At 59.5% G+C, this 25,056-nt stretch carries 23 protein-coding genes and 2 tRNA genes; 10 read left to right on the top strand and 15 right to left on the bottom strand.

The genetic code is table 11. The annotated features are described in order from the left end of the window. The first annotated feature begins 67 nt into the window (after positions 1-67). The 3 genes from HU727_RS15100 to recX all read left to right on the top strand — a co-directional run bounded on the left by HU727_RS15100 (position 68) and on the right by recX (position 2,186). Positions 68-568, top strand: a complete 501-nt coding sequence (locus tag HU727_RS15100) for a CinA family protein (protein WP_186533047.1) — start codon at positions 68-70, stop codon at positions 566-568. Between the two features lie 83 nt (positions 569-651). Next, entirely contained in the window at positions 652-1,710 is a 1,059-nt protein-coding gene (gene recA, locus HU727_RS15095; RefSeq protein WP_186533046.1) for a recombinase RecA, read from the top strand. Between the two features lie 8 nt (positions 1,711-1,718). After that, positions 1,719-2,186 carry a recombination regulator RecX gene (gene recX, locus HU727_RS15090; protein WP_186533045.1) on the top strand — a complete coding sequence of 156 codons (468 nt, stop codon included), beginning with the start codon at positions 1,719-1,721 and terminating at the stop codon, positions 2,184-2,186. Between the two features lie 54 nt (positions 2,187-2,240). Here recX and HU727_RS15085 read toward each other — a convergent pair whose 3' ends face one another. Continuing rightward, positions 2,241-3,359 carry an LOG family protein gene (locus HU727_RS15085; protein WP_186533044.1) on the bottom strand — a complete coding sequence of 373 codons (1,119 nt, stop codon included), beginning with the start codon at positions 3,357-3,359 and terminating at the stop codon, positions 2,241-2,243. A gap of 348 nt (positions 3,360-3,707) precedes the next feature. On the opposite strand from HU727_RS15085, the gene HU727_RS15080 reads away from it, so the two are divergent. After that, on the top strand, positions 3,708-3,902 hold the full coding sequence (locus tag HU727_RS15080) for a hypothetical protein (protein ID WP_186533043.1): 195 nt from the start codon (positions 3,708-3,710) through the stop codon (positions 3,900-3,902). On the opposite strand, the gene HU727_RS15075 is transcribed toward HU727_RS15080, so the two are convergent. Further along, positions 3,903-4,328 (bottom strand): PA3611 family quorum-sensing-regulated virulence factor, encoded by a 426-nt coding sequence (locus HU727_RS15075; RefSeq protein ID WP_186533042.1) that lies wholly within the window; start codon positions 4,326-4,328, stop codon positions 3,903-3,905. Between the two features lie 189 nt (positions 4,329-4,517). Here HU727_RS15075 and HU727_RS15070 point away from each other — a divergent pair, with 189 nt between their 5' ends. From HU727_RS15070 to HU727_RS15060, 3 genes are all read left to right on the top strand, one after another. Beyond that, positions 4,518-5,264, top strand: a complete 747-nt coding sequence (locus tag HU727_RS15070) for a tRNA-uridine aminocarboxypropyltransferase (RefSeq protein WP_186533223.1) — start codon at positions 4,518-4,520, stop codon at positions 5,262-5,264. A 224-nt stretch (positions 5,265-5,488) separates the two neighbouring features. After that, entirely contained in the window at positions 5,489-6,139 is a 651-nt protein-coding gene (gene erdR / locus HU727_RS15065) for a response regulator transcription factor ErdR (RefSeq protein WP_186533041.1), read from the top strand. A 74-nt stretch (positions 6,140-6,213) separates the two neighbouring features. Continuing rightward, complete coding sequence (locus HU727_RS15060) at positions 6,214-6,576, top strand: diacylglycerol kinase (RefSeq protein WP_042557932.1); 363 nt, start codon at positions 6,214-6,216, stop codon at positions 6,574-6,576. On the opposite strand, the gene HU727_RS15055 is transcribed toward HU727_RS15060, so the two are convergent. Continuing rightward, positions 6,573-7,499, bottom strand: coding sequence for a LysR family transcriptional regulator (locus HU727_RS15055; protein WP_085729869.1), 927 nt, complete (start codon positions 7,497-7,499; stop codon positions 6,573-6,575). The two genes, HU727_RS15060 and HU727_RS15055, sit on opposite strands and share 4 nt — an antisense overlap. Before the next feature lie 133 nt (positions 7,500-7,632). Here HU727_RS15055 and fpr point away from each other — a divergent pair, with 133 nt between their 5' ends. Continuing rightward, positions 7,633-8,412 (top strand): ferredoxin-NADP reductase, encoded by a 780-nt coding sequence (gene fpr, locus HU727_RS15050; RefSeq protein ID WP_007908723.1) that lies wholly within the window; start codon positions 7,633-7,635, stop codon positions 8,410-8,412. 236 nt (positions 8,413-8,648) lie between these two features. Here fpr and tsaA read toward each other — a convergent pair whose 3' ends face one another. The 5 genes from tsaA to rimO form a co-directional block, all read right to left on the bottom strand. Continuing rightward, positions 8,649-9,347, bottom strand: a complete 699-nt coding sequence (gene tsaA, locus HU727_RS15045; RefSeq protein ID WP_186533040.1) for a tRNA (N6-threonylcarbamoyladenosine(37)-N6)-methyltransferase TrmO — start codon at positions 9,345-9,347, stop codon at positions 8,649-8,651. A 165-nt stretch (positions 9,348-9,512) separates the two neighbouring features. Then, positions 9,513-9,983, bottom strand: coding sequence for a YehS family protein (locus HU727_RS15040; protein ID WP_186533039.1), 471 nt, complete (start codon positions 9,981-9,983; stop codon positions 9,513-9,515). A gap of 73 nt (positions 9,984-10,056) precedes the next feature. Next, complete coding sequence (locus HU727_RS15035) at positions 10,057-10,767, bottom strand: rRNA pseudouridine synthase (protein WP_186533038.1); 711 nt, start codon at positions 10,765-10,767, stop codon at positions 10,057-10,059. 192 nt (positions 10,768-10,959) lie between these two features. Continuing rightward, positions 10,960-11,433, bottom strand: coding sequence for a GNAT family N-acetyltransferase (locus tag HU727_RS15030; RefSeq protein WP_186533037.1), 474 nt, complete (start codon positions 11,431-11,433; stop codon positions 10,960-10,962). A gap of 224 nt (positions 11,434-11,657) precedes the next feature. After that, positions 11,658-12,995 carry a 30S ribosomal protein S12 methylthiotransferase RimO gene (rimO, locus tag HU727_RS15025; protein WP_186533036.1) on the bottom strand — a complete coding sequence of 446 codons (1,338 nt, stop codon included), beginning with the start codon at positions 12,993-12,995 and terminating at the stop codon, positions 11,658-11,660. A 349-nt stretch (positions 12,996-13,344) separates the two neighbouring features. Between rimO and HU727_RS15020 the strand changes: the two genes are divergently transcribed. Then, complete coding sequence (locus tag HU727_RS15020) at positions 13,345-15,186, top strand: potassium transporter Kup (RefSeq protein ID WP_437180415.1); 1,842 nt, start codon at positions 13,345-13,347, stop codon at positions 15,184-15,186. A gap of 197 nt (positions 15,187-15,383) precedes the next feature. Here the strand turns inward: HU727_RS15020 and HU727_RS15015 are convergent, their stop codons facing one another. The 5 genes from HU727_RS15015 to HU727_RS14995 all read right to left on the bottom strand — a co-directional run bounded on the left by HU727_RS15015 (position 15,384) and on the right by HU727_RS14995 (position 20,852). Next, positions 15,384-15,713 carry a DUF3077 domain-containing protein gene (locus tag HU727_RS15015; RefSeq protein WP_186533034.1) on the bottom strand — a complete coding sequence of 110 codons (330 nt, stop codon included), beginning with the start codon at positions 15,711-15,713 and terminating at the stop codon, positions 15,384-15,386. Positions 15,714-16,267: 554 nt separating this feature from the next. Further along, entirely contained in the window at positions 16,268-17,563 is a 1,296-nt protein-coding gene (locus HU727_RS15010; RefSeq protein ID WP_186533033.1) for a virulence factor family protein, read from the bottom strand. Beyond that, positions 17,563-20,202 carry a bifunctional lysylphosphatidylglycerol flippase/synthetase MprF gene (gene mprF, locus HU727_RS15005; protein ID WP_186533032.1) on the bottom strand — a complete coding sequence of 880 codons (2,640 nt, stop codon included), beginning with the start codon at positions 20,200-20,202 and terminating at the stop codon, positions 17,563-17,565. The genes HU727_RS15010 and mprF overlap by 1 nt, the downstream gene beginning before the upstream one ends. A gap of 279 nt (positions 20,203-20,481) precedes the next feature. After that, positions 20,482-20,558, bottom strand: a tRNA-Met gene (locus HU727_RS15000). Between the two features lie 217 nt (positions 20,559-20,775). Beyond that, a tRNA-Met gene (locus HU727_RS14995) sits at positions 20,776-20,852 on the bottom strand. A 279-nt stretch (positions 20,853-21,131) separates the two neighbouring features. Between HU727_RS14995 and dinB the strand changes: the two genes are divergently transcribed. Continuing rightward, entirely contained in the window at positions 21,132-22,193 is a 1,062-nt protein-coding gene (dinB, locus tag HU727_RS14990; RefSeq protein WP_186534330.1) for a DNA polymerase IV, read from the top strand. A gap of 96 nt (positions 22,194-22,289) precedes the next feature. On the opposite strand, the gene HU727_RS14985 is transcribed toward dinB, so the two are convergent. Both HU727_RS14985 and HU727_RS14980 read right to left on the bottom strand, forming a co-directional pair. Continuing rightward, positions 22,290-23,243: a hypothetical protein gene (locus tag HU727_RS14985; RefSeq protein ID WP_186534329.1), complete on the bottom strand. Its 954-nt coding sequence runs from the start codon at positions 23,241-23,243 to the stop codon at positions 22,290-22,292. Between the two features lie 16 nt (positions 23,244-23,259). Next, positions 23,260-24,975 (bottom strand): proline--tRNA ligase, encoded by a 1,716-nt coding sequence (locus HU727_RS14980; protein WP_186534328.1) that lies wholly within the window; start codon positions 24,973-24,975, stop codon positions 23,260-23,262. Positions 24,976-25,056: the final 81 nt, after the last annotated feature.

Here is a 25,056-nt window from a genome sequence, read left to right as displayed (position 1 = left end):
TCTTGTGTATTGAAAGCACGGTCGGCTCGTGTACGGTGAAGGCATTCCACACGATCCGGAGCGCGCCGTGAAAGAGATTACCCAAATGGCTGCTGAACTTGGGCGACGTCTGCAAGTGCTCAATGCCCATGTCACCACTGCCGAGTCTTGCACCGGCGGCGGGATTGCTGAAGCGATCACCCGGATCCCGGGCAGTTCGGCATGGTTCGAGGCGGGATATGTCACCTACTCGAACCGGCAGAAAACCCGGCAGCTCAATGTGCCGGGCGAGTTGTTCGAAACGGTGGGTGCAGTCAGTCGCGAAGTGGTCGAGGCCATGGTGCGGGGTGCGCAGAAGCAGAGCCTGGCGCGATTTGCCGTGGCGGTCAGCGGTGTGGCCGGGCCCGACGGTGGAACGCCGAACAAACCGGTGGGCACGGTGTGGCTGGCCTGGGGCGTGGGCGATGAGGTTTCCAGTGAGGTTCAGCACTTCGCCGGTAACCGCGATGAGGTCCGCCGACAAACGGTGAAGGCCGCGCTAGAGGGGCTGCTCCGACTGGCGGAGCGAGAAATCGAAAATCAGGGGTAGGCGATCTTCGAACGCTGTGGAATAATACTGTCTACTTATACAGGTGTTGGCCGTCAGGCCTTATTGATTACGTGAGGACTTTAATGGACGACAACAAGAAGAAAGCCTTGGCTGCGGCCCTGGGTCAGATCGAACGTCAATTCGGCAAGGGTGCCGTAATGCGTATGGGCGATCAGGACCGTCAGGCGATCCCATCCATCTCTACTGGCTCTCTGGGTCTGGACATCGCACTCGGCATTGGCGGCCTGCCAAAAGGCCGTATCGTTGAAATCTACGGTCCTGAATCTTCCGGTAAAACCACGCTGACGCTGTCGGTGATCGCCCAGGCTCAAAAAGCCGGTGCGACCTGCGCATTCGTCGACGCCGAACATGCACTCGATCCCGAGTACGCCGGTAAATTGGGCGTCAACGTTGATGACCTGCTGGTTTCCCAGCCGGACACCGGCGAACAGGCGCTGGAAATCACCGACATGCTGGTGCGCTCCAACGCCGTTGACGTGATCATCGTCGACTCCGTGGCTGCACTGGTGCCGAAGGCTGAAATCGAAGGCGAAATGGGCGACATGCACGTGGGCCTGCAAGCCCGTCTGATGTCCCAGGCGCTGCGTAAAATCACCGGTAACATCAAGAACGCCAACTGCCTGGTGATTTTCATCAACCAGATCCGTATGAAAATCGGCGTGATGTTCGGTAGCCCGGAAACCACCACCGGTGGTAACGCGCTTAAGTTCTACGCCTCGGTTCGTCTCGACATCCGCCGTACCGGCGCGGTGAAGGAAGGCGACGAAGTGGTCGGCAGTGAAACCCGCGTCAAGGTTGTGAAGAACAAGGTGGCTTCGCCGTTCCGTCAGGCCGAGTTTCAGATTCTTTACGGCAAGGGCATCTACCTCAATGGCGAGATGATCGACTTGGGTGTGCTGCACGGTTTCGTCGAAAAATCCGGCGCCTGGTATGCCTACGAAGGCACCAAGATCGGTCAGGGCAAGGCCAACTCGGCCAAGTACCTGGCAGACAATCCGGAAATCGCCGCCAAGCTCGAGAAGCAACTGCGCGACAAGCTGCTGGCACCGGCAGCCGACGTCAAGGCTGTGCTGAACAGGGACAAGGTTGATGACATGGCCGAGGCCGACATCGACGTTTGAAGTCCTGAATGACACTTGTACTCGATACCCTCGTCGCGGTGCGACGAACCGCAATGGACCTGCTCGCACGTCGCGAGCACGGTCGAGTCGAGCTGACGCGTAAACTGCGTCAGCGCGGCGCACCTGCGGAGATGATCGAAACGGCGCTCGACCGGTTGACGGAAGAAGGGCTGCTTTGCGAGGCGCGTTATCTTGAAAGCTTTGTCTCCTACCGGGCACGTTCCGGTTATGGCCCATTGCGAATCCGCGAAGAGCTAAGCCAACGTGGTTTGCAACGTGCGGATATCGAACTCGCCCTGCGCGAAAGCGGTATCAGCTGGCAGGAGCAGCTTCAGGAAACCTGGCAGCGGAAGTTCTCCGGGCATTTACCGATTGATGCCAGGGAACGGGCCAAGCAAGGCCGATTCCTGGCGTACCGGGGTTTCTCGATGGAGATGATCAACCGCTTGTTCAGCGGAAGAGGCCAGGACGATTAATTGGTTAAAACGAAACGGCCCGCTATGAAAATAGCGGGCCGTTTTTTTTTGCCTTTAAATTGCCTTAGAGGGTTCCTGGCTGCGTTTCGCGACTTGCGCTGTGGCATGCGACCAGTTTTCCGGCAGGTTGATGTAATCCACCAGTTCCCTCAGTCGCCCATGATTACGTGCGTTGAAAGCAAATGCCAAACGCGCCAGGTGGCTGAATTGCGCGTCATCGTGCTCTTCGCCGCTGTAGGCGTGTTGATGGAAATGATCGCTCAGGCACAAATCAGCAAAGGCGTCCTGCATGTGCGCCAGCGCTTGCTCGCTGAGCTTATGGTTCATGCGGATCACGAATTGGCCTTTGAGCCAGCGGCTGGAGTGGAAGTTGCTGTAGAACCGGGTGATCTCGTCCACCGCTTCCTCTACGGTGTAGACCAGACGCATCAACTTCATATCGGTCGGCAGAATGTAGTGGTTTTCGCCCAACTGCTCGCGGATGAAATCCATTGCGCCCTGCCAGAATGTGCCGCCCGGCGCGTCCAGTAACACCACTGGCACCAATGGACTTTTACCTGTCTGTATAAGCGTCAGCACCTCCAGTGCTTCGTCCAGCGTACCGAAGCCCCCGGGGCACAGCACCAGGGCATCGGCTTCCTTGACGAAGAACAGTTTGCGGGTGAAGAAGAAGTGAAACGGCAGAAGGTTACCCGTGCCGTCCACGGTGGGATTGGCATGCTGTTCGAAGGGCAGGGTGATGTTGAAGCCGAGGCTGTGGTCTCGACCCGCGCCTTCGTGGGCGGCCGCCATAATGCCGCCACCGGCCCCGGTGATGACCATCATGTCCGAACGTGCCAGTGCCGCGCCGAGCTCTCTGGCTAAAGCGTACAGCGGATGTTCGACCGGGGTTCGCGCCGAACCGAACACGGTCACTTTGCGTCGGCCCTTGAATTGCTCCAGCACGCGAAACGCTTGCTCCAGTTCACGCAGTGCCTGCAGGGTGATTTTGGCATTCCAGCGGTTGTGGTCTTCCTGGGCCATGCGCAGCACGGTCAGGATCATGTCGCGATAGATGGGAATGTTCGGGCTGTTGGGAGAAACACGGTTGAGTTGCTCTTCGACCTTGCTGATGAGGTCCGGGCCGCTTTCCTGAAAATGGCGACTGAGCAGGTCATTCGGTTGGTAAGGCATTCAATGTCTCCTTCTGCACAGAGCGGGTGGCCCTGACGAGCGGCGTCAGTGCCGCGCTGCAAAAAACACACAGTCGACAGCTCCTTTTCTGCCGGTGACAAATGATTCGGGAATACTCTGAATCTAGACCTTCGCAGGCATTTGCGCTGCCTGATGATTACGCCGCAACATTCTGGCTGGCAACCGTTCGTTGGATATTCACAGGCAAGCCTACCGCTCGTCCGAACATACACCCTACGGCTTTCCCTCTGATTAACTCATTTACAAGCGCTATACGAAATCGCTTCGAAGACCGTAGCGAGGCGCAGGCAGCTCAAGGATTTTGCGGGTGGCAAGGAGGCGGGGCAGATGGCCAGATTGATTCTGGAAATCGATACGCAGCTGTATCGAATGTTGAAAGCATCGGCCGAGGCCAATGAACTGAGCCTCGAGGAGGAATGTTGCCGACGTTTGGCAGGCGGCGAGCGCCGTTCGCACTATTTACAGGCCTTGTTGGCCGAATTGCGCGCCGAGGATGAGCAGCGGCGCGCCAATTCACGATGATTATTTCTTCTTCGCGGGTCCTGCTTTCGGGCAGTCCGATTCCTGGTAGCTGGCCGAGCCGATCGCCTTGTTGGTTTTCACTTCGGTGAAGTCATAACGCATGACCGCGCCCTTGGCCATCAGCTTGCGGTAGGACGGGTTGTTGCAGACAGAAGCGCCCAGCTGGAAATACACGGCTTTAGGGTCGGCGCGCATCTTGTCGGCGTGGCTCTTTTGCACGCTCAGATGGTTGATCAACTGAGTGCCTTCGACGGTGTAGCCCTGATCGAGAATGTCTTCATTGATTGCGCGTGGTGTGCCGACGCTGCTCTGGGCGGCGACGTTGCGCAGCTCTCTGTTCAGATTCTGCTCACTCAAGGACGCGGCCTGAGCGGTGAAGGACGACGCCAGCAGAATGGCAGCGGTGGGAACGATAAGGCGCAGCATGAAACTCTCCTGGTTCAGTGACTGGTGGTTCGACCAGCCACGTGACTGTGCGTTCAGTGGCGGCGAATTATAGGGGAGCGGGTCTGGACGGTACAGGCTTGTGCTCGCCGCTCTGGTAAACTGCGCGCCTTTATTGCCCTGCCGAGTGTCGTTCGTGTCGAGTTTTCCTTCTGTGTGGCGCCGCACGTGATCAATCACGCTCCCAACGCTGTAGCCCGCCTGCGCGACCAGCGCGAGGACGAGGGTATCAAGCCGATTCAGGCCCGGGGTTTTCGCTCCGAGCGCTGTCGCGACTGCCGCGTGATCATCAGCCATTGCCTGTGCGCCTGGCGTCCAACCGTCAAAACGCGTTCCGCTGTCTGTCTGATCATGACCGGCAAGGAAGTGTTCAAGCCGAGCAACACCGGCTGGCTGATCGCCGATGTAGTGCGCGACAACCATGCGTTCATCTGGTCTCGCACCGAGCCGGACCCGCAGATGCTGGCGCTGCTCAACGACCCGCAATGGCAGCCGTACCTGGTATTCCCCGGTGAATACGTCGAACCCTCGCGGGTGACGAATACCGTTGCGATCGATAGCAGCAAGCGCCCGCTGTTCATTTTGCTTGATGCAACCTGGACGGAAGCACGGAAGATTTTCCGTAAAAGCCCATACTTCGACCGCTTGCCGATCCTGAGCCTGCTGCCTGATAAGCTTTCGCGCTACCGCTTGCGCCGTTCGACCCGCAGCGAGCATCTGTGCACTGCAGAGGTCGCCGCGCTGTGCCTGGAGCTGGCCGGGGACACGGATGCCGCCTCTGCGCTGGACGCCTATTTCGATGTGTTCAGCCAGCATTACCTCGGTGCCAAACAGCAACTGGACCTGAATGAATCGACGCCGGCCCATGCCGAGTTGCTGCCCTATATACGAAAGCCGCAGCCGGTGTTGGCGCAATAGTGGCCCATACTGTGCCCAGGGTCGGCCTTGCTGCTTGACCACCCCGCCGTCGCTGGGCATGCTTGGCGCCGTTCAGGGTGCGGCCAAGGTTTGAAACGCCGTTTTTGTTGGTTATTGGCGTTGAACGTGCCCCTGTGGATTTCGCTTTGAAGCGGCGTCTTGAGTTGCTTGGGTCAGACCGGAACGCACCGCGTCTGGCCCCAAAAAACAGGATCATTTGAAAAATGGCCACATACGACATCCTGATTGCCGATGATCACCCCCTGTTTCGCAGCGCACTGCATCAAGCGGTGACGCTGGGGCTGGGCCCGGATGTACGACTGGTGGAAGTGGCGAGCATTGCCGAACTGGAAACCCGTTTGAGTGAAAAAGACGATTGGGATCTGGTTCTGCTGGATTTGAACATGCCCGGCGCTTACGGCTTTTCCGGCCTGGTGTTGCTGCGCGGTCAGTATCCGCAGATTCCGGTGGTGATGGTTTCGGCCCAGGAAGAAGCGTCGGTGATGGTCAAGTCCCGCGAATTCGGGGCCAGCGGCTTTATTCCCAAATCCAGCGATCTGAGCGTGATTCAGCAAGCAGTGCGCCAAGTGCTGGATGGCGATGTGTTCTGGCCGCCGCAGGCGTTCGAGGCGGTCAGCGTCTCTGACGAAGCCAAAGCCGCCAGCGATGGCCTGGCCAGTCTGACGCCGCAGCAGTTTCGCGTGTTGACCATGGTCTGCGAAGGCTTGCTGAACAAGCAGATTGCGTATGAATTGAGCGTGTCGGAAGCCACCATCAAGGCTCACGTCACGGCAATCTTTCGCAAGCTGAATGTGCGTACTCGCACGCAAGCGGCATTATTGCTGCAACAACTTGAGTCAATTCCGAGCCAGTAAAGACTGGCGGTTTCACGCTTTTTTGACTTTTGTTGATCTAGCTTCCTCACTCCTTTTTGGTTGGTTTCCTCCATATGTCACCTTTCAAGGGCCAGACCGGCCTGAAACGCATCCTCAACGCCTCCGGTTATTCACTGGACGGCCTGCGCGCAGCCTTCACCGGCGAAGCCGCGTTCCGCCAACTGGTGCTGCTCAATGTCGTGCTGGTTCCGCTGACGTTCTTCCTGAATGTCAGCCGTGTCGAGCAGGCCTTGCTGATCGCCGTGTGCCTGCTGGCACTGATCGTCGAGTTGCTGAATTCGGCGGTTGAGGCGGCCATCGACCGCATCTCGCTGGAGCTGCACCCGCTGTCGAAGAACGCCAAGGACATGGGCAGCGCCGCGCAGTTTGTCGCGCTGAGCATGATCGCGTTGGTGTGGGCGGTAATTCTGCTTTAAGCGATAGTGGGCAACACGATCTCGTCGCTGCGCTGCACCCCGGCGGTGAAGGCGCGGCACAGGTCGAGAAACTCGCGCATGGCCGAGGTCTGGTATTTTTGCTTGTGCCAGATGAAGTAAAACTGCCGCGCCAGATCCAGGTCCGGCGTCTCCACCGGCACCAGACTGCCGCGCCGGAACGCATCGCGCAGCGCCAGCCGTGAGATGCAGCCAATCCCCAGACCTGATTCCACTGCGCGTTTGATCGCTTCGGTGTGCTCCAGCTCCAGACGGATATTCAGCGCACTGCGATGGTGACGCATGGCCTGATCGAACGTCAGCCGGGTGCCTGAGCCTTGTTCACGCAGAATCCATGCCTCGTGGGTCAGCTCTTCCATGGTTGCGCTGCCGCGTTTGGCCAATGGATGCTGGGGGGCGCAGAACACCACCAGTTCGTCCTCGACCCAGCTCTGCACTTCAATGTCGGGATGGCTGCAGTCGCCCTCGATCAGACCCAGATCAATTTCGTAGTGGGCGACTTGCTGCACAATATTGGCAGTGTTCTGGACGTGCAGCTTCACCTGGCTTTCCGGGTGACGCTGCATGAAACCGCCGATCAACAGGGTCGCCAGGTAATTGCCGATGGTCAGGGTCGCACCGACTGATAACGAGCCGAAGCCGGATTTGCCGTTGAGCAGGTCTTCGATTTCCTTGGCCTGATCGAGCAGGGCCACCGCTTGCGGCAACAGCTGCTTGCCGAGCGCGTTGAGGCTCAGGCGTTTGCCGGCACGGTCAAACAGCTGGCAGCTGGACTGGCGCTCCAGTTCAGTGATTGAGGTGCTGGCAGCCGACTGCGAGAGGTTGAGCAGACCCGCAGCACGGGACACGCTTTCCTGCTGGGCGACGGCGACGAAGACTTGCAGTTGACGGAGAGTAAATCGCATATCGATATAACCGATAACCCTTATCTTAATAATCCAGTTAACAGATATTGTCGTCGCTATTAGAATGCGATGCAATTGCGCACGTTAAGCCTCGACGAGCCGCGCAGACCCAATCTCCAGGAGTCAAACGTACATGAGCAACATGAACCACGAGCGTGTCCTCAGTGTTCATCACTGGAACGACACTCTGTTCAGCTTCAAGTGCACCCGTGATCCGGGCCTGCGCTTCGAGAACGGTCAGTTCGTGATGATCGGCCTGCAGCAGCCCAACGGCCGCCCGCTTATGCGCGCTTACTCGATCGCCAGCCCGAACTGGGAAGAGCATCTGGAGTTCTTCAGCATCAAGGTGCAGGACGGCCCGCTGACCTCCCAGTTGCAGCATTTGAAGGAAGGCGACGAGATCATCATCTCGAAGAAGCCTACCGGCACCCTGGTGCTGGACGACCTGAACCCGGGCAAGCATTTGTATCTGCTGAGCACCGGCACCGGTCTGGCGCCGTTCATGAGCGTCATCCAGGACCCGGAAACCTACGAGCGCTTTGAAAAAGTGATCCTGGTGCACGGTGTTCGTTACGTCAACGAAGTCGCCTACCGCGAATTCATCACCGAGCACCTGCCGCAGAACGAATTCTTCGGCGAAGCCCTGCGCGACAAGCTGATCTACTACCCGACCGTGACCCGCGAGCCGTTCGAAAATCAGGGCCGCCTGACCGACCTGATGCGCAGCGGCAAGCTGTTCAGCGACATCGGCCTGCCGCCGATCAACCCGCAGGACGACCGCGCGATGATCTGCGGCAGCCCGAGCATGCTCGACGAGACCAGCGAAGTGCTCGACAGCTTCGGCCTGAAGATCTCGGCGCGGATGCGCGAGCCGGGCGACTACCTGATCGAGCGTGCATTCGTCGAGAAGTAAGCGCCAAGCAAAAGCCCCCATTGCCTGCCCAGGCAATGGGGGCTTTTTTATGCTCTGGAGGACAGGCACCATTTGATCGTTCCCACGCTCTGCTTGGGAATGCCGCCCCGGGCGCTCCGCGTCCGCTGTGACGCAGAGCGTCACGGGATGCGTTACCACGCAGAGCGTGGGAACGATCAGTACGCAAAGCGCTGGCGTCACCCGAGAGGCACTGCCGGCGTTTTTATTTTCGGAGCTCAGGCTGAGGCGCAGATTACTTCCAGCACGCAAATCTGCTCTGGCGTCGGGTAATGCCAGCGCACGTCCAGATCCCAGAACTGCGCCCCGTACTCGCGCTCCGGCGCCGGCGTTTGATACGCCGGGCGTGGATCCTGGGCCAGGCATTGCTCGATCAGCTCCACCAATGGCTCGCCCAGGCGCTGGGCATGCGAATGCGCCTGCTGCAGCGCCGGGTCCGTCCACCGCACCTCGATCAACGGCGGCGCCGCGCTGGCGATGCTGTTTCTGGCATCGGGGATGATATCGGCGTACGGCACATAAGGTTTGATGTCCAGAACCGGGGTGCCGTCGAGCAAGTCGATGCCTGAGATAAACAGACGATTGCTTTCGACCTTGTCCAGCTTCACCACCGATTGGCCAATACCATTGGGGCGATGCGTCGCCCGGGTGGCGAACACGCCCATGGACTTGTTGCCGCCCAGGCGCGGCGGGCGGACTTTCAGGCGTGGCTTTTCTTCCAGGGCCTGATGGAACAGGAACAGCAGCCAGACATGGCTGACCTGCTCCAGCCCCTGCACCGCGTCACCCTGATCGAACGGCGCCACCAGTTCCAGAACACCACGGGCGGCGGGAGCCAGTTGTGGCTGGCGCGGAATGGCGAACTTCTCCTTGAAGCAGGAGCGTACGAAGCCGATTGGGGAAACGCTGTAAGTCATGGTCTGCATTCAAAGCGGGCAGGGGGGCCATGATAACCCGGCAGCCCTCAAGCCTGTGTCGGCGGGACCGGCCTCTCGCGAGCAGGCTCGCTCCCACATGGATTACCGAACGACACATTTCCAGTGTGGGAGCGAGCCTGCTCGCGAAGGTCGCCAGAGAAAGGATCAGGCAGGGCGAACGCGCAACGTCAGACCCTTGAGGAAGTTGCGCAGCAACTGGTCGCCGCACGGGCGGTAGTTGGTGTGGCCGACCTTGCGGAACAGCGCGCTCAGTTCGGGCTTGGACACCGGGAACTCGGCTGCCTTGAGAATGGCGTGCATGTCGTCTTCTTTCAGCTCGAAGGCCACCCGCAGCTTTTTCAGAATGATGTTGTTGGTCACCGGCACTTCGATCGGCTGTGGCGGACGGCTTTCGTCCTTGCCACGTTTGAAGATCACCAGACCATCGAGGAAGTGAGCGATGACTTCGTCCGGGCAACGCACGAAACCTTCTTCGTCTTCTTCTTTCTTGTCGAGCCAGGTCACCACGTCGGTGAGCTCGACATCCATGCCGCCGAGCTTGATGATCTCGACCACTTTCTTGTCGCTGATGTCGAGCATGTAGCGCACGCTGCGCAGTACGTCGTTATGAACCATGTCGGTATTTCCTGATGCGTGGTGGGCAGCGCGGCGGGCGCACTGCCAAAAATGTGTGGCGGCTGGCCGGGCCTTAGAACTTCTCTTTGCCGGACAGGTAGCGCCATTGGCCAACCGGGACCTTGCCGATGGAAACGCCGCCAATGCGGATGCGGCGAATGCCGATCACTTTCAGGCCCACCGCTTCGCAGAACTGCGCGATGATGCCCGGTTGCGGGTTTTTCATGGCGAAGCGCAGGCGGTTTTCGTTCTGCCAGCTGGCCTTGACCGGTGGCAATTCCTTGCCCTTGTGCGTAAGGCCGTGCTGCAAGCGGTTGAGGCCGTGGGCGACCATGTCACCTTCGACTTCCACGATATATTCCTGCTCGATCTTCGCGGCATCGGCGGTGAGCTTGCGCAGGATTTTCCAGTCCTGGGTGAACACCATCAAACCGCTCGCCTTGGGTTGCAGGTCAGCGCTGGCGGTCAGACGCAGGAAGTGCCCGCGCAATGGGCGTTTGCCGTAACGGTGCTCGTCGCTGAGCGTCTCGGCGCTCAGCGATTGCATGGCCGTCTCGACGTCCATGCCCGCAGGCATGTTGAGCAGAATGGTCACCGGCTCCGGCGCGGTGGCCTTGGCGTCCTTGTCGAGCTCGACTTTCTGGTCGCCGACCTTGAATTGCGGCTCGTCAATGACTTCGCCGTCCACGGTGACCCAGCCGCCTTCAATGAACAGTTCGGCCTCCCGGCGGGAGCAACCGACCAGTTCGATGAGGCGTTTGGAGAGGCGAATCGGGTCAGTCATGACGGGGCCGTAACAAAAAAGGGGTGAACATTGTACCTGTCTGGCGCCGGTTAAGCCCGGTTCCATTTGCAGGCGCTGAATTGAATGTGGGAGCGAGCCTGCTCGCGAAAGCGGTGTGTCATTAAACATTGATGGTGACTGGCACGTCGCCTTCGCGAGCAGGCTCGCTCCCACAGGTTGTTCCATGTTGTGTCAGGCATGATTCGAGCGCTGCTGGTTCTGCCGCAATCGCATATGCAGCAACGGATACGGCTGGCCCATGCCATCGACCTCCGAGCGACCAATCACCTCGAAGCCCTGCTTTTCATAAAAGCCCAGCGCCTGAGGATTCTGTTCGTTGACGTCCAGTTCATCGGCGTTCAGCCGCTCGATGGCATATTTGAGCAATTGCTTGCCCAGGCCTTGGCCGCGATGCTCGGGATCGATGAACAGCATCTCGATCTTGCCCGCAGCCACGCCGGCAAACCCGCTGATGCGCTGGTGGCTGTCCTTTGTGCAGATCAGCATCACTGCATCCAGATAGCGGGTCAGCACCAGATTGCGCAGCAACTCGATGTAACTTTCCGGCAGGAAATCATGAGTGGCGCGAACCGAGGCCTCCCAGACCCGGGTCAGTTCCTGATAGTCGCTGGTTTTGGGTGTGTGGATGACCGAATGGTGACGCATGTGCGTGTGCCTCTTGTCCGTTCAAGGGAGTCCGTCCCCCGATAAACGATAGCCGTAAAAAAGCCCCGCATCTCGTGAAAAGAGCGGGGCTTTGTAATTCAGTGCTATCCCTGTAGGAGCTGTCGAGTGAAACGAGACTGCGATCTTTTGATCTTGTTTTCTAAGAGCAAGGGATCATCCGATCGCGGCCTGAGCCTTCAGCAGCCCCTACAGGATGTCCTGCGCTAGATCTGTTCGGCCCAGAGGTCGTATTCGTCAGCATCAGTCACTTTGCACCAGACCTTGTCGCCCGGCTTCAGATTGCTGCCGTTGTCGATGAACACGTTGCCATCGATTTCCGGGGCGTCGAAAAAGCAGCGGCCAACCGCGCCTTGCTCGTCGACTTCGTCCACCAACACTTCGATTTCACGACCGATGCGCATTTGCAGGCGGGCCGAGCTGATGGCTTGCTGGTGCGCCATGAAACGATCCCAACGATCCTGCTTGACGTCGTCCGGAACGATTTCCAGGTCCAGGTCATTGGCCGGCGCGCCTTCCACCGGCGAGTACTGGAAGCAACCGACGCGGTCGAGCTGGGCTTCGGTCAGCCAGTTCAGCAAGTACTGGAAGTCTTCCTCGGTTTCGCCCGGGAAGCCGACGATGAACGTCGAACGGATGATCAGGTCCGGGCAGATCTCGCGCCAGTTCTTGATCCGCGCCAGGGTCTTGTCTTCGAACGCCGGGCGTTTCATCGACTTCAACACTTTCGGGCTGGCGTGCTGGAACGGGATGTCCAGGTACGGCAGGATCTTGCCAGCGGCCATCAACGGGATCAGCTCGTCAACGTGCGGATACGGGTAAACATAATGCAGACGCACCCAGACGCCGAGGCTGCTGAGGGCTTCGCACAGTTCGGTCATGCGGGTTTTAACCGGCACGCCGTTCCAGAAACCGGTGCGGTATTTGACGTCGACGCCGTAGGCGCTGGTGTCCTGGGAAATCACCAGGAGCTCTTTGACGCCGGATTTGACCAGGCGCTGAGCCTCGTCGAGCACATCGCCCACCGGACGGCTGACCAGTTTGCCGCGCATCGACGGGATGATGCAGAAGCTGCAGCTGTGGTTGCAGCCTTCGGAAATCTTCAGGTAAGCGTAGTGACGCGGGGTCAGCTTGATGCCTTGCGGCGGCACCAGGTCGATCAGCGGGTTGTGATCCTTGCGCGGCGGCACGACTTCGTGCACGGCGTTGACCACTTGCTCGTACTGCTGCGGACCGGTCACCGACAACACGCTCGGGTGCACGTTGCGGATGTTGCCTTCTTCCACGCCCATGCACCCAGTGACGATGACCTTGCCGTTTTCCTTGATTGCTTCGCCGATCACTTCCAGCGACTCGGCCTTGGCCGAATCGATGAAACCACAGGTGTTGACCACCACGACGTCGGCGTCCTGATAGGTGGACACCACGTCATAGCCTTCCATGCGCAGCTGGGTCAGGATGCGCTCGGAGTCGACCAGAGCTTTCGGGCAACCCAGAGATACAAAACCAACCTTGGGGTTGGCCGGCGCAGGAGTGGTGGACATGTCTAACCTCGGTGTTTTGTGACGTCGGTTGCCACGCGCGGCAGCCGACGGATGGGCGCTTAAGGCGCGCCTCTGATCAAAAAGTGCGCAATTCTAGCGGCGGGCAGCGCGCTTGACCAGCTTTATGCAGGGAAATACGACGAGTGCTGCGCTATGCTTCGCGCCGTTGAGCTTTACCGATTTCTTACAGTCAACAAATGGTCTGTAACAACAGGTGAAACAGCGCATGCTGCAGCAGCAAGCATAGTGCTTCATTCGAAGAAGCCAGTATTGAGATCAGGAGTGTTGGATGGGTCAGGCAAGTAGTCATGCGGCGGGCGCCGAGGGTTCGGCCAGCAGACCGCTGAGTATGCTGGTCGCGGCGGTCGGGGTGGTTTATGGCGACATCGGCACGAGCCCCTTGTACACCCTGAAGGAAGTGTTTTCCGGCGCTTATGGCGTACCGGTCAATCACGACGGCGTGCTGGGCATTTTGTCGTTGATCTTCTGGTCGCTGATCTGGGTCGTCTCGATCAAATACATGATGTTCGTGCTGCGCGCCGACAACCAGGGCGAGGGCGGCATCATGGCGCTTACGGCGCTGGCCCGGCGAGCGGCGGCGGGGCGCAAGCGCTTGCGCACGCTGTTGGTGGTTTGCGGGCTGATCGGGGCGGCGCTGTTTTACGGCGACAGCATGATCACCCCGGCAATTTCCGTTCTGTCGGCGATTGAAGGTCTCGGGTTGGCATTTGAAGGCATCGATCACTGGGTGGTGCCATTGTCGCTAGTGGTGCTGGTTGCGCTGTTTCTGATCCAGAAACACGGTACGGCGCGGATCGGCATTCTGTTCGGGCCGATCATGGTCACCTGGTTTCTGGTGCTTGGCGCCCTCGGCGTGTATGGCATCAGCCACACCCCGGAAGTGCTGCACGCAATGAATCCGTTGTGGGCGGTGCGTTTCTTCACCGTTCACCCTGGCATGGGCGTAGCCATCCTCGGCGCAGTGGTGCTGGCGCTGACCGGTGCCGAAGCGCTGTACGCCGACATGGGTCACTTCGGTCGCAAGCCGATCGCCCGTGCGTGGTTTTTGCTGGTGCTGCCGGCGCTGGTGCTCAATTACTTCGGTCAGGGCGCCTTGCTGCTGGACAACCCGGAGGCGGCGCGTAATCCGTTCTATCTGCTGGCGCCGAGCTGGGCGCTGATTCCGCTGGTCGGCCTGTCGACCATGGCCACCGTGATCGCCTCGCAAGCGGTCATCTCCGGCGCGTTCTCGCTGACCCGTCAGGCGATCCAGCTCGGCTACATTCCGCGCATGTACATCCAGCACACCTCCAGCGACGAGCAGGGCCAGATCTACATCGGCGCGGTGAACTGGGCGCTGATGGTCGGCGTGGTGCTGCTGGTCATCGGCTTCGAGTCGTCCGGCGCACTCGCCTCAGCCTACGGTGTGGCGGTGACCGGGACCATGCTGATGACCACGATACTCGTCTCGGCCGTCATGTTGCTGCTGTGGAAATGGCCACCGATTCTTGCGGTCCCGGTATTGCTGGGTTTCCTGCTGGTGGACGGTCTGTACTTCGCCGCCAACGTGCCGAAAATCGTCCAGGGCGGCGCCTTCCCGGTCATCGCCGGTATCGCCCTGTTTGTGCTGATGACCACCTGGAAGCGCGGCAAACAACTGCTGGTCGAACGCCTCGACGAAGGCGCGCTGCCGCTGCCGATCTTCATCAGCAGCATCCGCGTGCAACCGCCGCACCGCGTGCAGGGCACCGCGGTGTTCCTCACCGCCCGCTCCGACGCCGTGCCACATGCGTTGTTGCATAACTTGCTGCACAACCAGGTGCTGCACGAGCAAGTTGTGCTGCTGACGGTGGTCTACGAAGACATCCCGCGCGTGCCGCCATCGCGACGCTTCGAAGTGGAAGCCCACGGGGAAGGCTTCTTCCGCGTGATCCTGCACTTCGGCTTCACCGACGAGCCGGATGTGCCGCAGGCGCTGAAGCTGTGCCACCTCGAAGACCTCGACTTCAGCCCCATGCGCACGACGTACTTCCTCAGCCGGGAAACGGTGATTGCCTCAAAGCTTGAAGGCATGGCGCGTTGGCGTGAGGCGCTGTTTGCGTTCATGTTGAAGAATGCCAATGGCAATTTGCGGTTCTTCAATCTCCCGTTGAATCGGGTGATTGAGTTGGGGACGCAGGTGGAGATGTAAGCCCCGCCGCAATTGAAAAGCCCCCGTCAGCCTTGTGGCTGGCGGGGGCTTTTTTGTGCCTGTGCCCAATCCTCAAATCACCGCTGATTCCCTGTGGGAGCGAGCCTGCTCGCGAAGGCGTAGTGTCAGTCGAAGCATGTGGTGGCTGAACCACCGCATTCGCGAGCAGGCTCGCTCCCACAGGGTATTGGGTTGAATCAAGAGGTGCGTTCAGACAGATCAGCTTCAGATTCAGTCTTCGTCCGCCCAGGTCGTGGGATCAGCGCTTGGATCACATCATCAATCAAGGCTTTGCCCATCACTGTCAGGTAATGCGCGGCCCAGGCTTGACGGTCGGTGTCTCTGTTGAAGGCTGCGTCTTCAGCGAAGGATTTGGCGAGGGACAGCAGGTCGGAGGATTGCGACAAGGCATTGATGATCGGGATGCCGGAGCGGACGTTGAAGAACGCTTGATCCGAGTTGTAGAGAAAAGGGGGGAAGCCGATGGTTGTAAGGTCTGAAGGCGTTGACGGAATTTCTTTGCTCATTGTTTTGCTCCCTAAAACAAGGAGCTGCCGCATTCGTTACCACACGAATGGGTGGCAGCTGTACGCAGGGTGGTAAACCGGGAGAGCAAAGAAACCGGCAGACCCGAAGGTCTCCCACGTACAGCTGCCATGACAGTAAATTACAGGCGTAAAAGAACGCCTGATGTCGTGATGGAGGCACTGTTGCACTTTGCTTAACCGGGTTACCACACCCGATCGCTGAATGGTTCAGCGACGTCCGGAGAGTATCCCGTCAAAAAACAGCGCAATAGAGCGGCAGAGCGTCCAAACACGAGTTTCGGAGTTTGCCTACAAGGTCTGTGGGCGTCATCTGATATTGCGAGACTGGAAGTAAACGAAAGTAAACACCTGGCACTTGTTTCTCTGTGGGAGCGAGCTTGCTCGCGAAGGCGTAGTGTCAGTCGACGAATCTGTAAACTGACCCACCGCATTCGCGAGCAGGCTCGCTCCCACAGTGGATTCTGGTGGCGACCGAGATGTAAAAAGCCCCCGCAACCTGAAGTTGCGGGGGCTTTTTGCGGATGCGCTTCAGATCACTCTTCGGCGACCGAGTCCTTGCTCTGACGCTTCTGAATCAGGTCCACCAAGCGCTTGGCCAGTGCCGGATAGTTCTCGTCGAAGTGATGACCACCGGGCAGTTTCACCGGCTCGCCCACGGCAGTCTTGTCCGTGCAGCCACTCTCACCGGTTTCTTCTTCACCATAAATGCACACGACCTTGGCCGGCGGCAGCTTGGCCATTTCCGGGCCGGTGGCGGCTTCTTTGCCGGCGTTGCCGAGCCAGCCTTCGACTTCGATTTCGAAGCTGCCGGTGCGGGCGAAGGCGAGCAGGATGATGGCGTCGACGCGCTGTTGCTCGTTCTCTGGCAGGCGGTTGTAGATTGCTGGCAACACGTCGGCGCCGAACGAGTAGCCGGTGAGGATGAAGCGTTTGGTGCCCCATTTCTGCCGGTAGTGCTGCATCAGTTCGGTCAGGTCGAGGGCGCTCTGTTCCGGGCTCTTGTGCTGCCAGTAGTAGCGCAGGGTGTCGATGCCGACCACCGGGTAGCCGAGCTTGGCCATTTCGCCAGCCACGTCGCGATCGAGGTCGCGCCAGCCTCCGTCTCCGGAGAGGAACAGGGTCACGGTGTCGTTGGCTTGGCCGGCCGGCACTTCCACTACCGGGATGGCCAGGCCGCCGTTGGCCTTGTCGCCGCCGACGAGGATCTTGCGCAGTTCGTTGTTCAGCACCTGCGGTAGATTGATGTCGTAGTCGCTGATGCTGGTTTCGGCGTTTGGTTGATCGCGCACGAAACCGGCGCTGGTGTCGTCCGGGTTGTCGTTCCACGCCACCAGCCAGTGGCCGTGGGCGGCGGATTTGGGCAGCAGATGAGTGCAGCCGGGTTTTTCCAGCGCCAAGCCGACGGAAATGGCTTGGGCCTTGTCGTCTTTTTGCTCCGACAACCAACGCCACGCCAGCACCGCGCCAGGGCCGATACCACTGACCAGAGTGGCCGGGCCGTTCAGTTCACGCAGGCCCGATTGCAGGGCGCGGCTTTGCAGCAGGCAGTCCTTGGGCAGAATCACCTGAACGATCTGCGCCGAGGCGCTGCGACTGAGGGTGCTCAGTTGCTTGTTGCTGAGTTTCTGATCTTCGGTGACGGCCACCAACACCTGTGCCTTGGGCTTGGTGCCGGGAATGATGCGGGTCATCGCCGCGCCGTCGGCGGGCGTGAGTTGTTCGACGGTCGGTTCCGGTGCGGGGCGTTTGAGGTACCAGAAAGCGCCGCCAGCGATCACGGCCAGCACGATCAGTGCGGCCAGGATGTACTTCAGGGTGCGTTGAATCATCAGCGTTTCACCAATCCAGTCAAGCCGCCCGCAATCAGGGCAGCAGTGTCGGCCAGCGCCACGAGCGGATCGAGTCCGGCAGGCACGGCCATATAACGGGGTTCCCAGTCAGGCTGGAACTTGTCTTTGAAGCGGCGCAAGCCCTGGAAGTTGTACAACTGCTCACCACGGCGGAACACCATCGAGCCCAGCCGTTGGGTCAGCGGCGCGCCACGCCGGGGTTGCAGCCCCGACAGCGGCACCATGCCCAGGCTGAAGCGCGCGTAGCCGTGACTCTTATAATGCTGAATCAGGCCGACCATCATGAATTCCATGGTCAGCTTCGGCGCCTCCGGGTGCGCGCGCATCAGGTCGAGACTGGCCAGATCGTGGCTGTAGGTCTCCAGCAGATTGGCGAACGCCACCGGGCGACCTTCGAAACGAATCACCGCGATGCGGAAGTGCTTCAGGTAATCGTCGCTGAAACGGCCGAGGGAGAAGCCTTTCTCGCGCACGTTCTTGCCGGTGAGCCAGGCATCGGAAATCACCTTCAGCTCATCCATCGGCGCCTGCCCCGGCTCATGGATCTCCAGCGACAGACCATCGCGGGTACCACGGTTCCAGGTGTAACGCAGATCCTTCATCTCTTTGCCCTTGGCTTCGAGATCAAAGCGATGGAGATCGACTCGAGCCTCTTCGCCGAGCTTGATCGCGGTCAGGCCGATGTCCATGTAGTACGGCAGGTTTTCCGCCCGCACCTGATAGAACACCGGACGGGCATGGTGAATGTCGCAGAGGTCGCGGAATTGCCAGATCATCTCGGCGCGCTGCTGGCTCGGGCCGATCGGGTCGTACAGCGCCACCAGACTGCGGCCACGGCGCGCGTACATCAGGAAGGCTTCGTCGTTCTGGTGAAACAGCAACGCCTTGTCACCGGTCAGCGCCAGGCCACCATCAGGTTGCGACGAAGCCATCAGAATCTTCGCTGCGCGATCAATTTCGTCTGGCGTCGGCAGGTGAATGACCGGGCGCGCGGTACGCAAAAGCCAGGTCAGCGCGATCACGAGCAACAGCACAGCGGCGCCAAGCAACGAGCGCAGACCACGGGGCGCATCAGCATCAAGGGTGAACTGCCACCACAACTGATGGCTGTAAGGCACGTCTTGATACGCGAACAACAGCAACCAAGCCGAAGCGCCCAGCACGCAAAGGCTGGCCACCAGATACAGCGGCGAGAACGGCAATTCGGTCAAGCGGCTGGGGCGATAAAAGGAGCGGCGGAAGACACCGAGCAACGCCGCCGTCAGCATCATCAATGTGGCTTCTTCCCAGTCAAAACCTTTGAGCAGTGAGAGCAGGGCGCCGACCAGCAACAGTATGGTCGTCAGCATCCAGGCGGCGGACAGGCGACGGCGCAGGCCTTGAGCCAGCAGCAGGCACAACACGCCGATCAGGCTGGCGCCGAAGTGCGAGGCATCGACCAGGCGGTGAGGAATCAGAAAGCCGATGTGCTCAAGCCGCGTATCGATTTCCGGGGTGGCACCGGAAAACAGCAGAACCACACCGGACAGAAATACCAGCACCGCGAGAATCGGCGCCGCCAGACCGGACGCCGCGCGCATGGTCTGGGTCTGAAACAGGCGTTGCCCTTCGTTGATCAGCAGCAAAACGCAAGCGACCAGCAAAGGCAGCACAACGTAGATCAGTCGATACAGGAGCAGGGCGGCGGCAAGTGGCGCAGCGCCAAGTTTGTCGGCAAACGCGGCCAGCAGAATCGCTTCGAAGACGCCGACGCCACCCGGTACATGGCTGAGCACGCCGGCGGCCAGCGCCAACAAATACACCAGCAGGAAGGCGCCAAACGGCGGGGCTTCCGGTAGCAACAGATAAAGCACGGTGGCAGCAGCGGCGACATCGAGGGCGGTAATAACCAACTGCAGGAACGTCAGGCGCCGACCGGGCAAGCGCAAGGTGCGACGACCGGCCTTGACCAGCAGGTTGTGCGGATAGGGCTGGTCCGGCAGGCGCCGACGATAGATGCCGATCGCCAGAATCGCGCCCAGAACCAGGACGGCGGTGGCAACTGTACCGAGCAGCCATTGGGATAATCCCAATGCCTGAGAAGCAGCTGGCAGATCGCTGAGGGTTGCGAGCGCGGCCAGTGGCGGCAGTGCACAGCCCAGTGACAGACTGGCGAACAGCGTCATGTGTGCGACTTCCGAAGCGCTGACGCCCAGTCGCGCATATAAACGATAGCGAACCGAGCCGCCGGACAGCAGCGACAGGCCGATTGCATTGCCAATCGCAAACGCAGTGAAGCCGCCGAGTGCCAGCGTACGTGTCGGTAATGTCACGCCCGCATAACGACTGGCGGACCATTCATAACCGAGCAGGATGATGAAACCGACCACGGTCGCCGCAAGTGCACCGAGCAGGGCGGGTTTCGGCACGTCGAGAATCGAGTCATGCAACGCGTCGAGATCGAGTTCGGCGAGCAGATGGCGGCAGGCAATCAGGGCAATGGCAAACAGCAGCAGCGTGACGGCCAGGCCGATCGGCTGACGGTATTTGCTTAACCGATCCAGCCAGCGTAAACGCTCGGGTTTGATCGGTTGTTCTGCTGTGACGGAGTCTTGTGGATCAGACGAGTTGGCGCGCATCAATCACCTCTTGGATTGTGCGCGACAGGATGGAGGTATCCAGCCAAGTTACCAATCCCTGTAGAAAAAAATAATCACAAAATACTACGCCTCTCACCTGACATCGGCGAGGGCAGTTCCTGGATTGCAGAGGCCTCGTCTGCGACTCAAGGATGGTCGCGAGTGGCTGCCTCTGATGATCCCCAGCGGTTCACTGCACAGTGACAGATCATTGTTGCGAAAGGACTTTTTCGACAGATACAAAAAAGGCCACTCTTTCGAGTAGCCTTTTTTGATGTTTGGTTGCGGGAGCCGGATTTGAACCGACGACCTTCGGGTTATGAGCCCGACGAGCTACCAGACTGCTCCATCCCGCGTCTGTGTGGCGGCATTCTACAGGCGAACGACGAGGTGTCAACCGATAATCCCGTAAAGGTTCGAATAAGCGGGGAATCGCGTCAATCGGTCGCAGGTGAAGCCTAAGCTGCGGAAATCCAAAGGGTTGCGCTTCAACCCTGAACCTGATCAGGAGAGTGGCGCTAAAACAGACGCGCACAAAAAAGGCCACTCTTTCGAGTAGCCTTTTTTGATGTTTGGTTGCGGGAGCCGGATTTGAACCGACGACCTTCGGGTTATGAGCCCGACGAGCTACCAGACTGCTCCATCCCGCGTCTGTGTGTCGGCATTCTACAGAGGATCGCCACTGTGTCAACCCTCAATTCAGATAAAACCGTTGGGCTTCAATCGCTTAGCGTTATTGGTGATGCTTGCGTCGCGCCGCAAGGCAGGCGGGGCAAGGCTTCCAGCTCTATTGGCAGGTGACGTTCGATTGAGAAAATAAATTCAGGCGCTTTTTCCTACCGGTCGGAAAGAACATTCAGACCACTGGTGCTATATACAGGTGCCAGTGAGATACTGACGATCCGGTTCGCCACGTTTACTTTTCTGACATGACTCAGCGAAAAATCATCCACGTCGACTGCGATTGTTTCTACGCCGCCATTGAAATGCGCGATGACCCGCGTCTGGCCGGCAAGCCATTGGCGGTGGGCGGTTCGGCGGACCGGCGTGGCGTGATCGCGACCTGCAATTATGAAGCCCGGGCTTACGGCGTTCGCTCGGCGATGTCTTCGGGGCATGCGCTGAAGCTGTGCCCGGACCTGACTATCGTTAAGCCGCGCATGGACGCCTACCGCGAAGCCTCAAAAGAAATTCACACGATATTTGCCGATTACACCGACCTGATCGAGCCACTGTCGCTGGACGAGGCCTATCTGGATGTGTCGGACAGCGCTCATTTCGGCGGCAGCGCCACGCGCATCGCTCAGGACATTCGTCGTCGCGTTTCCAACCAGTTGCACATCACCGTGTCCGCAGGCGTGGCGCCAAACAAGTTTCTGGCAAAGATTGCCAGTGACTGGAAGAAACCCAACGGCTTGTTTGTGATCACCCCGGATCAGGTCGAAGACTTCGTCAGCGGTTTGCCCGTGAGCAAATTGCACGGTGTCGGCAAGGTCACTGCTGACAAGCTCGGCAAGCTGGGCATTGTCGACTGCCAGCATCTGCGTGAGTGGGGCAGGCTGGCGCTGGTGCGCGAATTCGGAAGTTTTGGCGAGCGATTGTGGAATCTGGCCCGTGGGATTGATGACCGGCTGGTGCACAACGACAGCCGACGTCAGTCGATCAGTGTCGAAAATACCTACGACACGGATCTGCCGGATTTACGCAGCTGTCTGGATAAATTGCCTGAGCTGCTGGAAACCCTCAAAACCCGCATGGCCCGAATCGACAGCAGCTACCGGCCGGGCAAGCCATTCGTCAAAGTGAAGTTTCACGACTTTACCCAGACGACCCTCGAACAGGCAGGGGCTGGGCGGGATTTGGGCAGCTATCAGTTGATGCTGACGCAGGCGTTCAATCGCGGCGGCAAACCGGTGCGGTTGTTGGGAGTGGGGGTGCGGCTTGAGGATCTGCGCGGTGGGTTTGAGCAGATGGAGTTGTTTGAGCGGTAGCTACGTGGCGTTTTTCAGGACCTCTTCGCGAGCAGGCTCGCTCCCACAATTTGGAATGCATTTCCCTTGTGGGAGCGAGCCTGCTCGCGAAGCTTTTTAATTCGGTCCCGGATCCGCCACCAACCGACCTGCATCCTTGGTCAACGACTTGAGAAACTCGGCCTGCAACTCGGGATCGTTGCGCGTGAGTTCAATCAGGCTCTGTTCCAGTTCGCTGGCTTCTTCTTCCAGGCCCAGCTCCGACAGGCGTTTGACCCGGTGCACCCACTGGCTCACCTCGTCATCTTCCAGGTCGTCGTAAATCAGCCCGTGAGCCTCCAGCAACTTGCCGCGCAAGTTACCGCTGAGCATCAGTGTCGAGTCGGAATGCACATCGTCCTTGGCATCTTCCACGCTGATTTGCAGTCTGCCGACATGATTGAGGTCATTTTCGGCGAACGGACTGTCCAGAAGATTCAGGCGCAGCACGCCGTTACGGTCCGTGGTCATGTCGAAGGTTTGCTTGCCGGCCTTGACCTGCACTGGCCGCTCGCTCCATGGCAGGCTCGAATACTCCGTGCGCTTGTCGCGCTGGACTTCATCGATCCCGGCCAGATTTTGCTGCGCGCGACCATTGGACTGCACGTTCATGAACGGGTTGAGCCCGGCGAAACCGTAGCTCAGCCAATCCCTGGTGACGCTGTCTGGCAGATTGCCAAGGGCGAAAACGTTGACCACGTTGGCGCCGACGCCACCAACCACGGCCACCGCACCCAGCGGAATCTCGTAGACCTCGCGCCAGGGTTGATAAGGCGTGTAGCGGTCGTACCGGCGGGTGACTTCGAACTCGGTGACTTCGAAAGTCTTCTGCTCGTTGATCTTCACGCGCCGCTGCGGCAGCTCAAGCACCTTGGGCTCGCCGACATCAATCTGCAGGCTGTGGTCGAGCAGTTTTCGCTCGACCCGCTCTTCGTGCTCGCTGCGTTGCGACATGTGGTTGGCGCAGCCGCTGACCAGCAGGGCGCCGCACAGGGCGGCGGCGCCGAGGCCTAAGGTGTTTCGCTTGAACATGACGTCTCTACTGGTTTCAGCGGCGGATACGGGCCTGAAGGAAGGACACAACATCGGCCACCGGCAGCGCTTGCGCCTCGCCTTCGGTACGGCTCTTGTATTCCAGGTTGCCTTCGGCGAGACCGCGGTCGCTGACCACGATCCGGTGTGGAATGCCGATCAGCTCCATGTCCGCGAACTTGATGCCCGGGCTGGTTTTCTTGTCGCGATCGTCCAGCAGCACTTCGAAGCCGGCCGCCGTCAGTTCGGCGTACAACTTGTCGGTGGCTTCGCGCACCTGCTCGGTTTCATAGCGCAGCGGTACCAGTGCGATCTGGAATGGCGCCAGCGTGTCGCTCCAGATGATGCCGTTTTCGTCGTTGTTCTGCTCGATGGCCGCAGCCACCACGCGGGACACGCCGATGCCGTAGCAACCCATTTCCAGGGTCACAGGCTTGCCGTTCTCGCCCAGCACTTCGCACTTCATCGCCTTGCTGTACTTGTTGCCCAGCTGGAAGATGTGACCGACTTCGATGCCGCGCTTGATTTCCAGCGTGCCTTTGCCGTCCGGGCTAGGGTCGCCGGCGACCACGTTACGCAGGTCTGCAACGGTCGGAACCGGCAGATCGCGCTCCCAGTTCACGCCGAAGTAGTGCTTGTCGTCGATGTTCGCGCCGATACCGAAGTCGCTCATGAACTCGACCGAGCGATCAATAATGATCGGCAGCGGCAGGTTCAGCGGCCCAAGGGAGCCCGCGCCGGCGCCGATCGCGTCGCGCAGTTCGGCATCGGACGCCATGACCAGCGGGCTGGCCACGCCTGGCTGGTTGGCAGCCTTGATTTCGTTCAGTTCGTGGTCGCCACGGATGATCAGGGCAATCAGCTTGCCTTCTTCTTCCGCGTGGACGATCAGCGTCTTGATGGTCTTTTCAATCGGCAGACTGAATTTTTCCACCAGCGCCGCGATGGTCTTGGTGTCTGGGGTGTCGACCAGGCGCAGCTCTTCGGTCGGAGCCGGACGGGACGTTTCCCGTGGCACGGCTTCGGCTTTTTCGATGTTCGCCGCGTAGTCGGAACCGTTGCTGAACACGATGTCGTCTTCGCCCGATTCGGCCAATACGTGGAACTCGTGGGAGCCGGCGCCGCCGATCGAACCGTTGTCGGCTTCAACCGGACGGAATTTCAATCCCAGACGGGTGAATACGTTGCAGTAGGCCTGATGCATGCGGTCATAGGTGACCTGCAGCGAAGCCTGATCAGCGTGAAACGAGTAGGCGTCCTTCATGATGAATTCGCGGCCGCGCATCAAACCGAAGCGTGGGCGGATTTCGTCACGGAATTTGGTCTGGATCTGGTACAGGTTGATTGGCAGCTGCTTGTAGCTGCTCAATTCGTTGCGCATCAGATCGGTAATCACTTCTTCATGGGTCGGGCCCGCGCAGAAGTCGCGACCGTGGCGGTCTTTGATGCGCAGCAGCTCAGGGCCGTATTCTTCCCAGCGCCCCGATTCCTGCCACAGCTCGGCCGGTTGGGTGCTCGGCATCAGCACTTCCAGAGAGCCGGCAGCGTTCATTTCTTCGCGAACGATGGCTTCAACCTTGCGCATCACACGCAGGCCCATCGGCAGCCAGGTGTACAGGCCCGAGGCCAGCTTGCGGATCATGCCGGCACGCAGCATCAGCTGGTGGCTGATCACGACCGCATCGGAAGGCGTTTCTTTCTGTGTGGCGAGCAAAAATTGACTGGTGCGCATGGTTGGCCGTTGTCGGTTGCTTTGACTGGAAATGACGGAGCAGTGTACCGGCGAGTTTTGCTGACGTACAGAAGTGTGGCC

The sequence above is a fragment of the Pseudomonas khorasanensis genome (assembly GCF_014268505.2).
Taxonomy (GTDB): domain Bacteria; phylum Pseudomonadota; class Gammaproteobacteria; order Pseudomonadales; family Pseudomonadaceae; genus Aquipseudomonas; species Aquipseudomonas khorasanensis.
The sequence above is the reverse complement of the archived record's forward strand: the minus strand, read 5'-3'. Positions and strand labels throughout refer to the sequence as shown.

What these genes read in the sequence shown, in the direction of transcription:
- recA (WP_186533046.1), top strand. Translation starts at nt 652, where the DNA reads ATGGACGACAACAAGAAGAAAGCCTTGGCTGCGGCCCTGGGTCAGATC.
- recX (WP_186533045.1), top strand. Translation starts at nt 1,719, where the DNA reads ATGACACTTGTACTCGATACCCTCGTCGCGGTGCGACGAACCGCAATG.
- HU727_RS15085 (WP_186533044.1), bottom strand. Translation starts at nt 3,359, where the DNA reads ATGCCTTACCAACCGAATGACCTGCTCAGTCGCCATTTTCAGGAAAGC.
- HU727_RS15080 (WP_186533043.1), top strand. Translation starts at nt 3,708, where the DNA reads ATGGCCAGATTGATTCTGGAAATCGATACGCAGCTGTATCGAATGTTG.
- HU727_RS15075 (WP_186533042.1), bottom strand. Translation starts at nt 4,328, where the DNA reads ATGCTGCGCCTTATCGTTCCCACCGCTGCCATTCTGCTGGCGTCGTCC.
- erdR (WP_186533041.1), top strand. Translation starts at nt 5,489, where the DNA reads ATGGCCACATACGACATCCTGATTGCCGATGATCACCCCCTGTTTCGC.
- HU727_RS15060 (WP_042557932.1), top strand. Translation starts at nt 6,214, where the DNA reads ATGTCACCTTTCAAGGGCCAGACCGGCCTGAAACGCATCCTCAACGCC.
- HU727_RS15055 (WP_085729869.1), bottom strand. Translation starts at nt 7,499, where the DNA reads ATGCGATTTACTCTCCGTCAACTGCAAGTCTTCGTCGCCGTCGCCCAG.
- fpr (WP_007908723.1), top strand. Translation starts at nt 7,633, where the DNA reads ATGAGCAACATGAACCACGAGCGTGTCCTCAGTGTTCATCACTGGAAC.
- tsaA (WP_186533040.1), bottom strand. Translation starts at nt 9,347, where the DNA reads ATGACTTACAGCGTTTCCCCAATCGGCTTCGTACGCTCCTGCTTCAAG.
- HU727_RS15040 (WP_186533039.1), bottom strand. Translation starts at nt 9,983, where the DNA reads ATGGTTCATAACGACGTACTGCGCAGCGTGCGCTACATGCTCGACATC.
- HU727_RS15035 (WP_186533038.1), bottom strand. Translation starts at nt 10,767, where the DNA reads ATGACTGACCCGATTCGCCTCTCCAAACGCCTCATCGAACTGGTCGGT.
- HU727_RS15030 (WP_186533037.1), bottom strand. Translation starts at nt 11,433, where the DNA reads ATGCGTCACCATTCGGTCATCCACACACCCAAAACCAGCGACTATCAG.
- rimO (WP_186533036.1), bottom strand. Translation starts at nt 12,995, where the DNA reads ATGTCCACCACTCCTGCGCCGGCCAACCCCAAGGTTGGTTTTGTATCT.
- HU727_RS15020 (WP_437180415.1), top strand. Translation starts at nt 13,345, where the DNA reads ATGCTGGTCGCGGCGGTCGGGGTGGTTTATGGCGACATCGGCACGAGC.
- HU727_RS15015 (WP_186533034.1), bottom strand. Translation starts at nt 15,713, where the DNA reads ATGAGCAAAGAAATTCCGTCAACGCCTTCAGACCTTACAACCATCGGC.
- HU727_RS15010 (WP_186533033.1), bottom strand. Translation starts at nt 17,563, where the DNA reads ATGATTCAACGCACCCTGAAGTACATCCTGGCCGCACTGATCGTGCTG.
- mprF (WP_186533032.1), bottom strand. Translation starts at nt 20,202, where the DNA reads ATGCGCGCCAACTCGTCTGATCCACAAGACTCCGTCACAGCAGAACAA.
- dinB (WP_186534330.1), top strand. Translation starts at nt 21,132, where the DNA reads ATGACTCAGCGAAAAATCATCCACGTCGACTGCGATTGTTTCTACGCC.
- HU727_RS14985 (WP_186534329.1), bottom strand. Translation starts at nt 23,243, where the DNA reads ATGTTCAAGCGAAACACCTTAGGCCTCGGCGCCGCCGCCCTGTGCGGC.
- HU727_RS14980 (WP_186534328.1), bottom strand. Translation starts at nt 24,975, where the DNA reads ATGCGCACCAGTCAATTTTTGCTCGCCACACAGAAAGAAACGCCTTCC.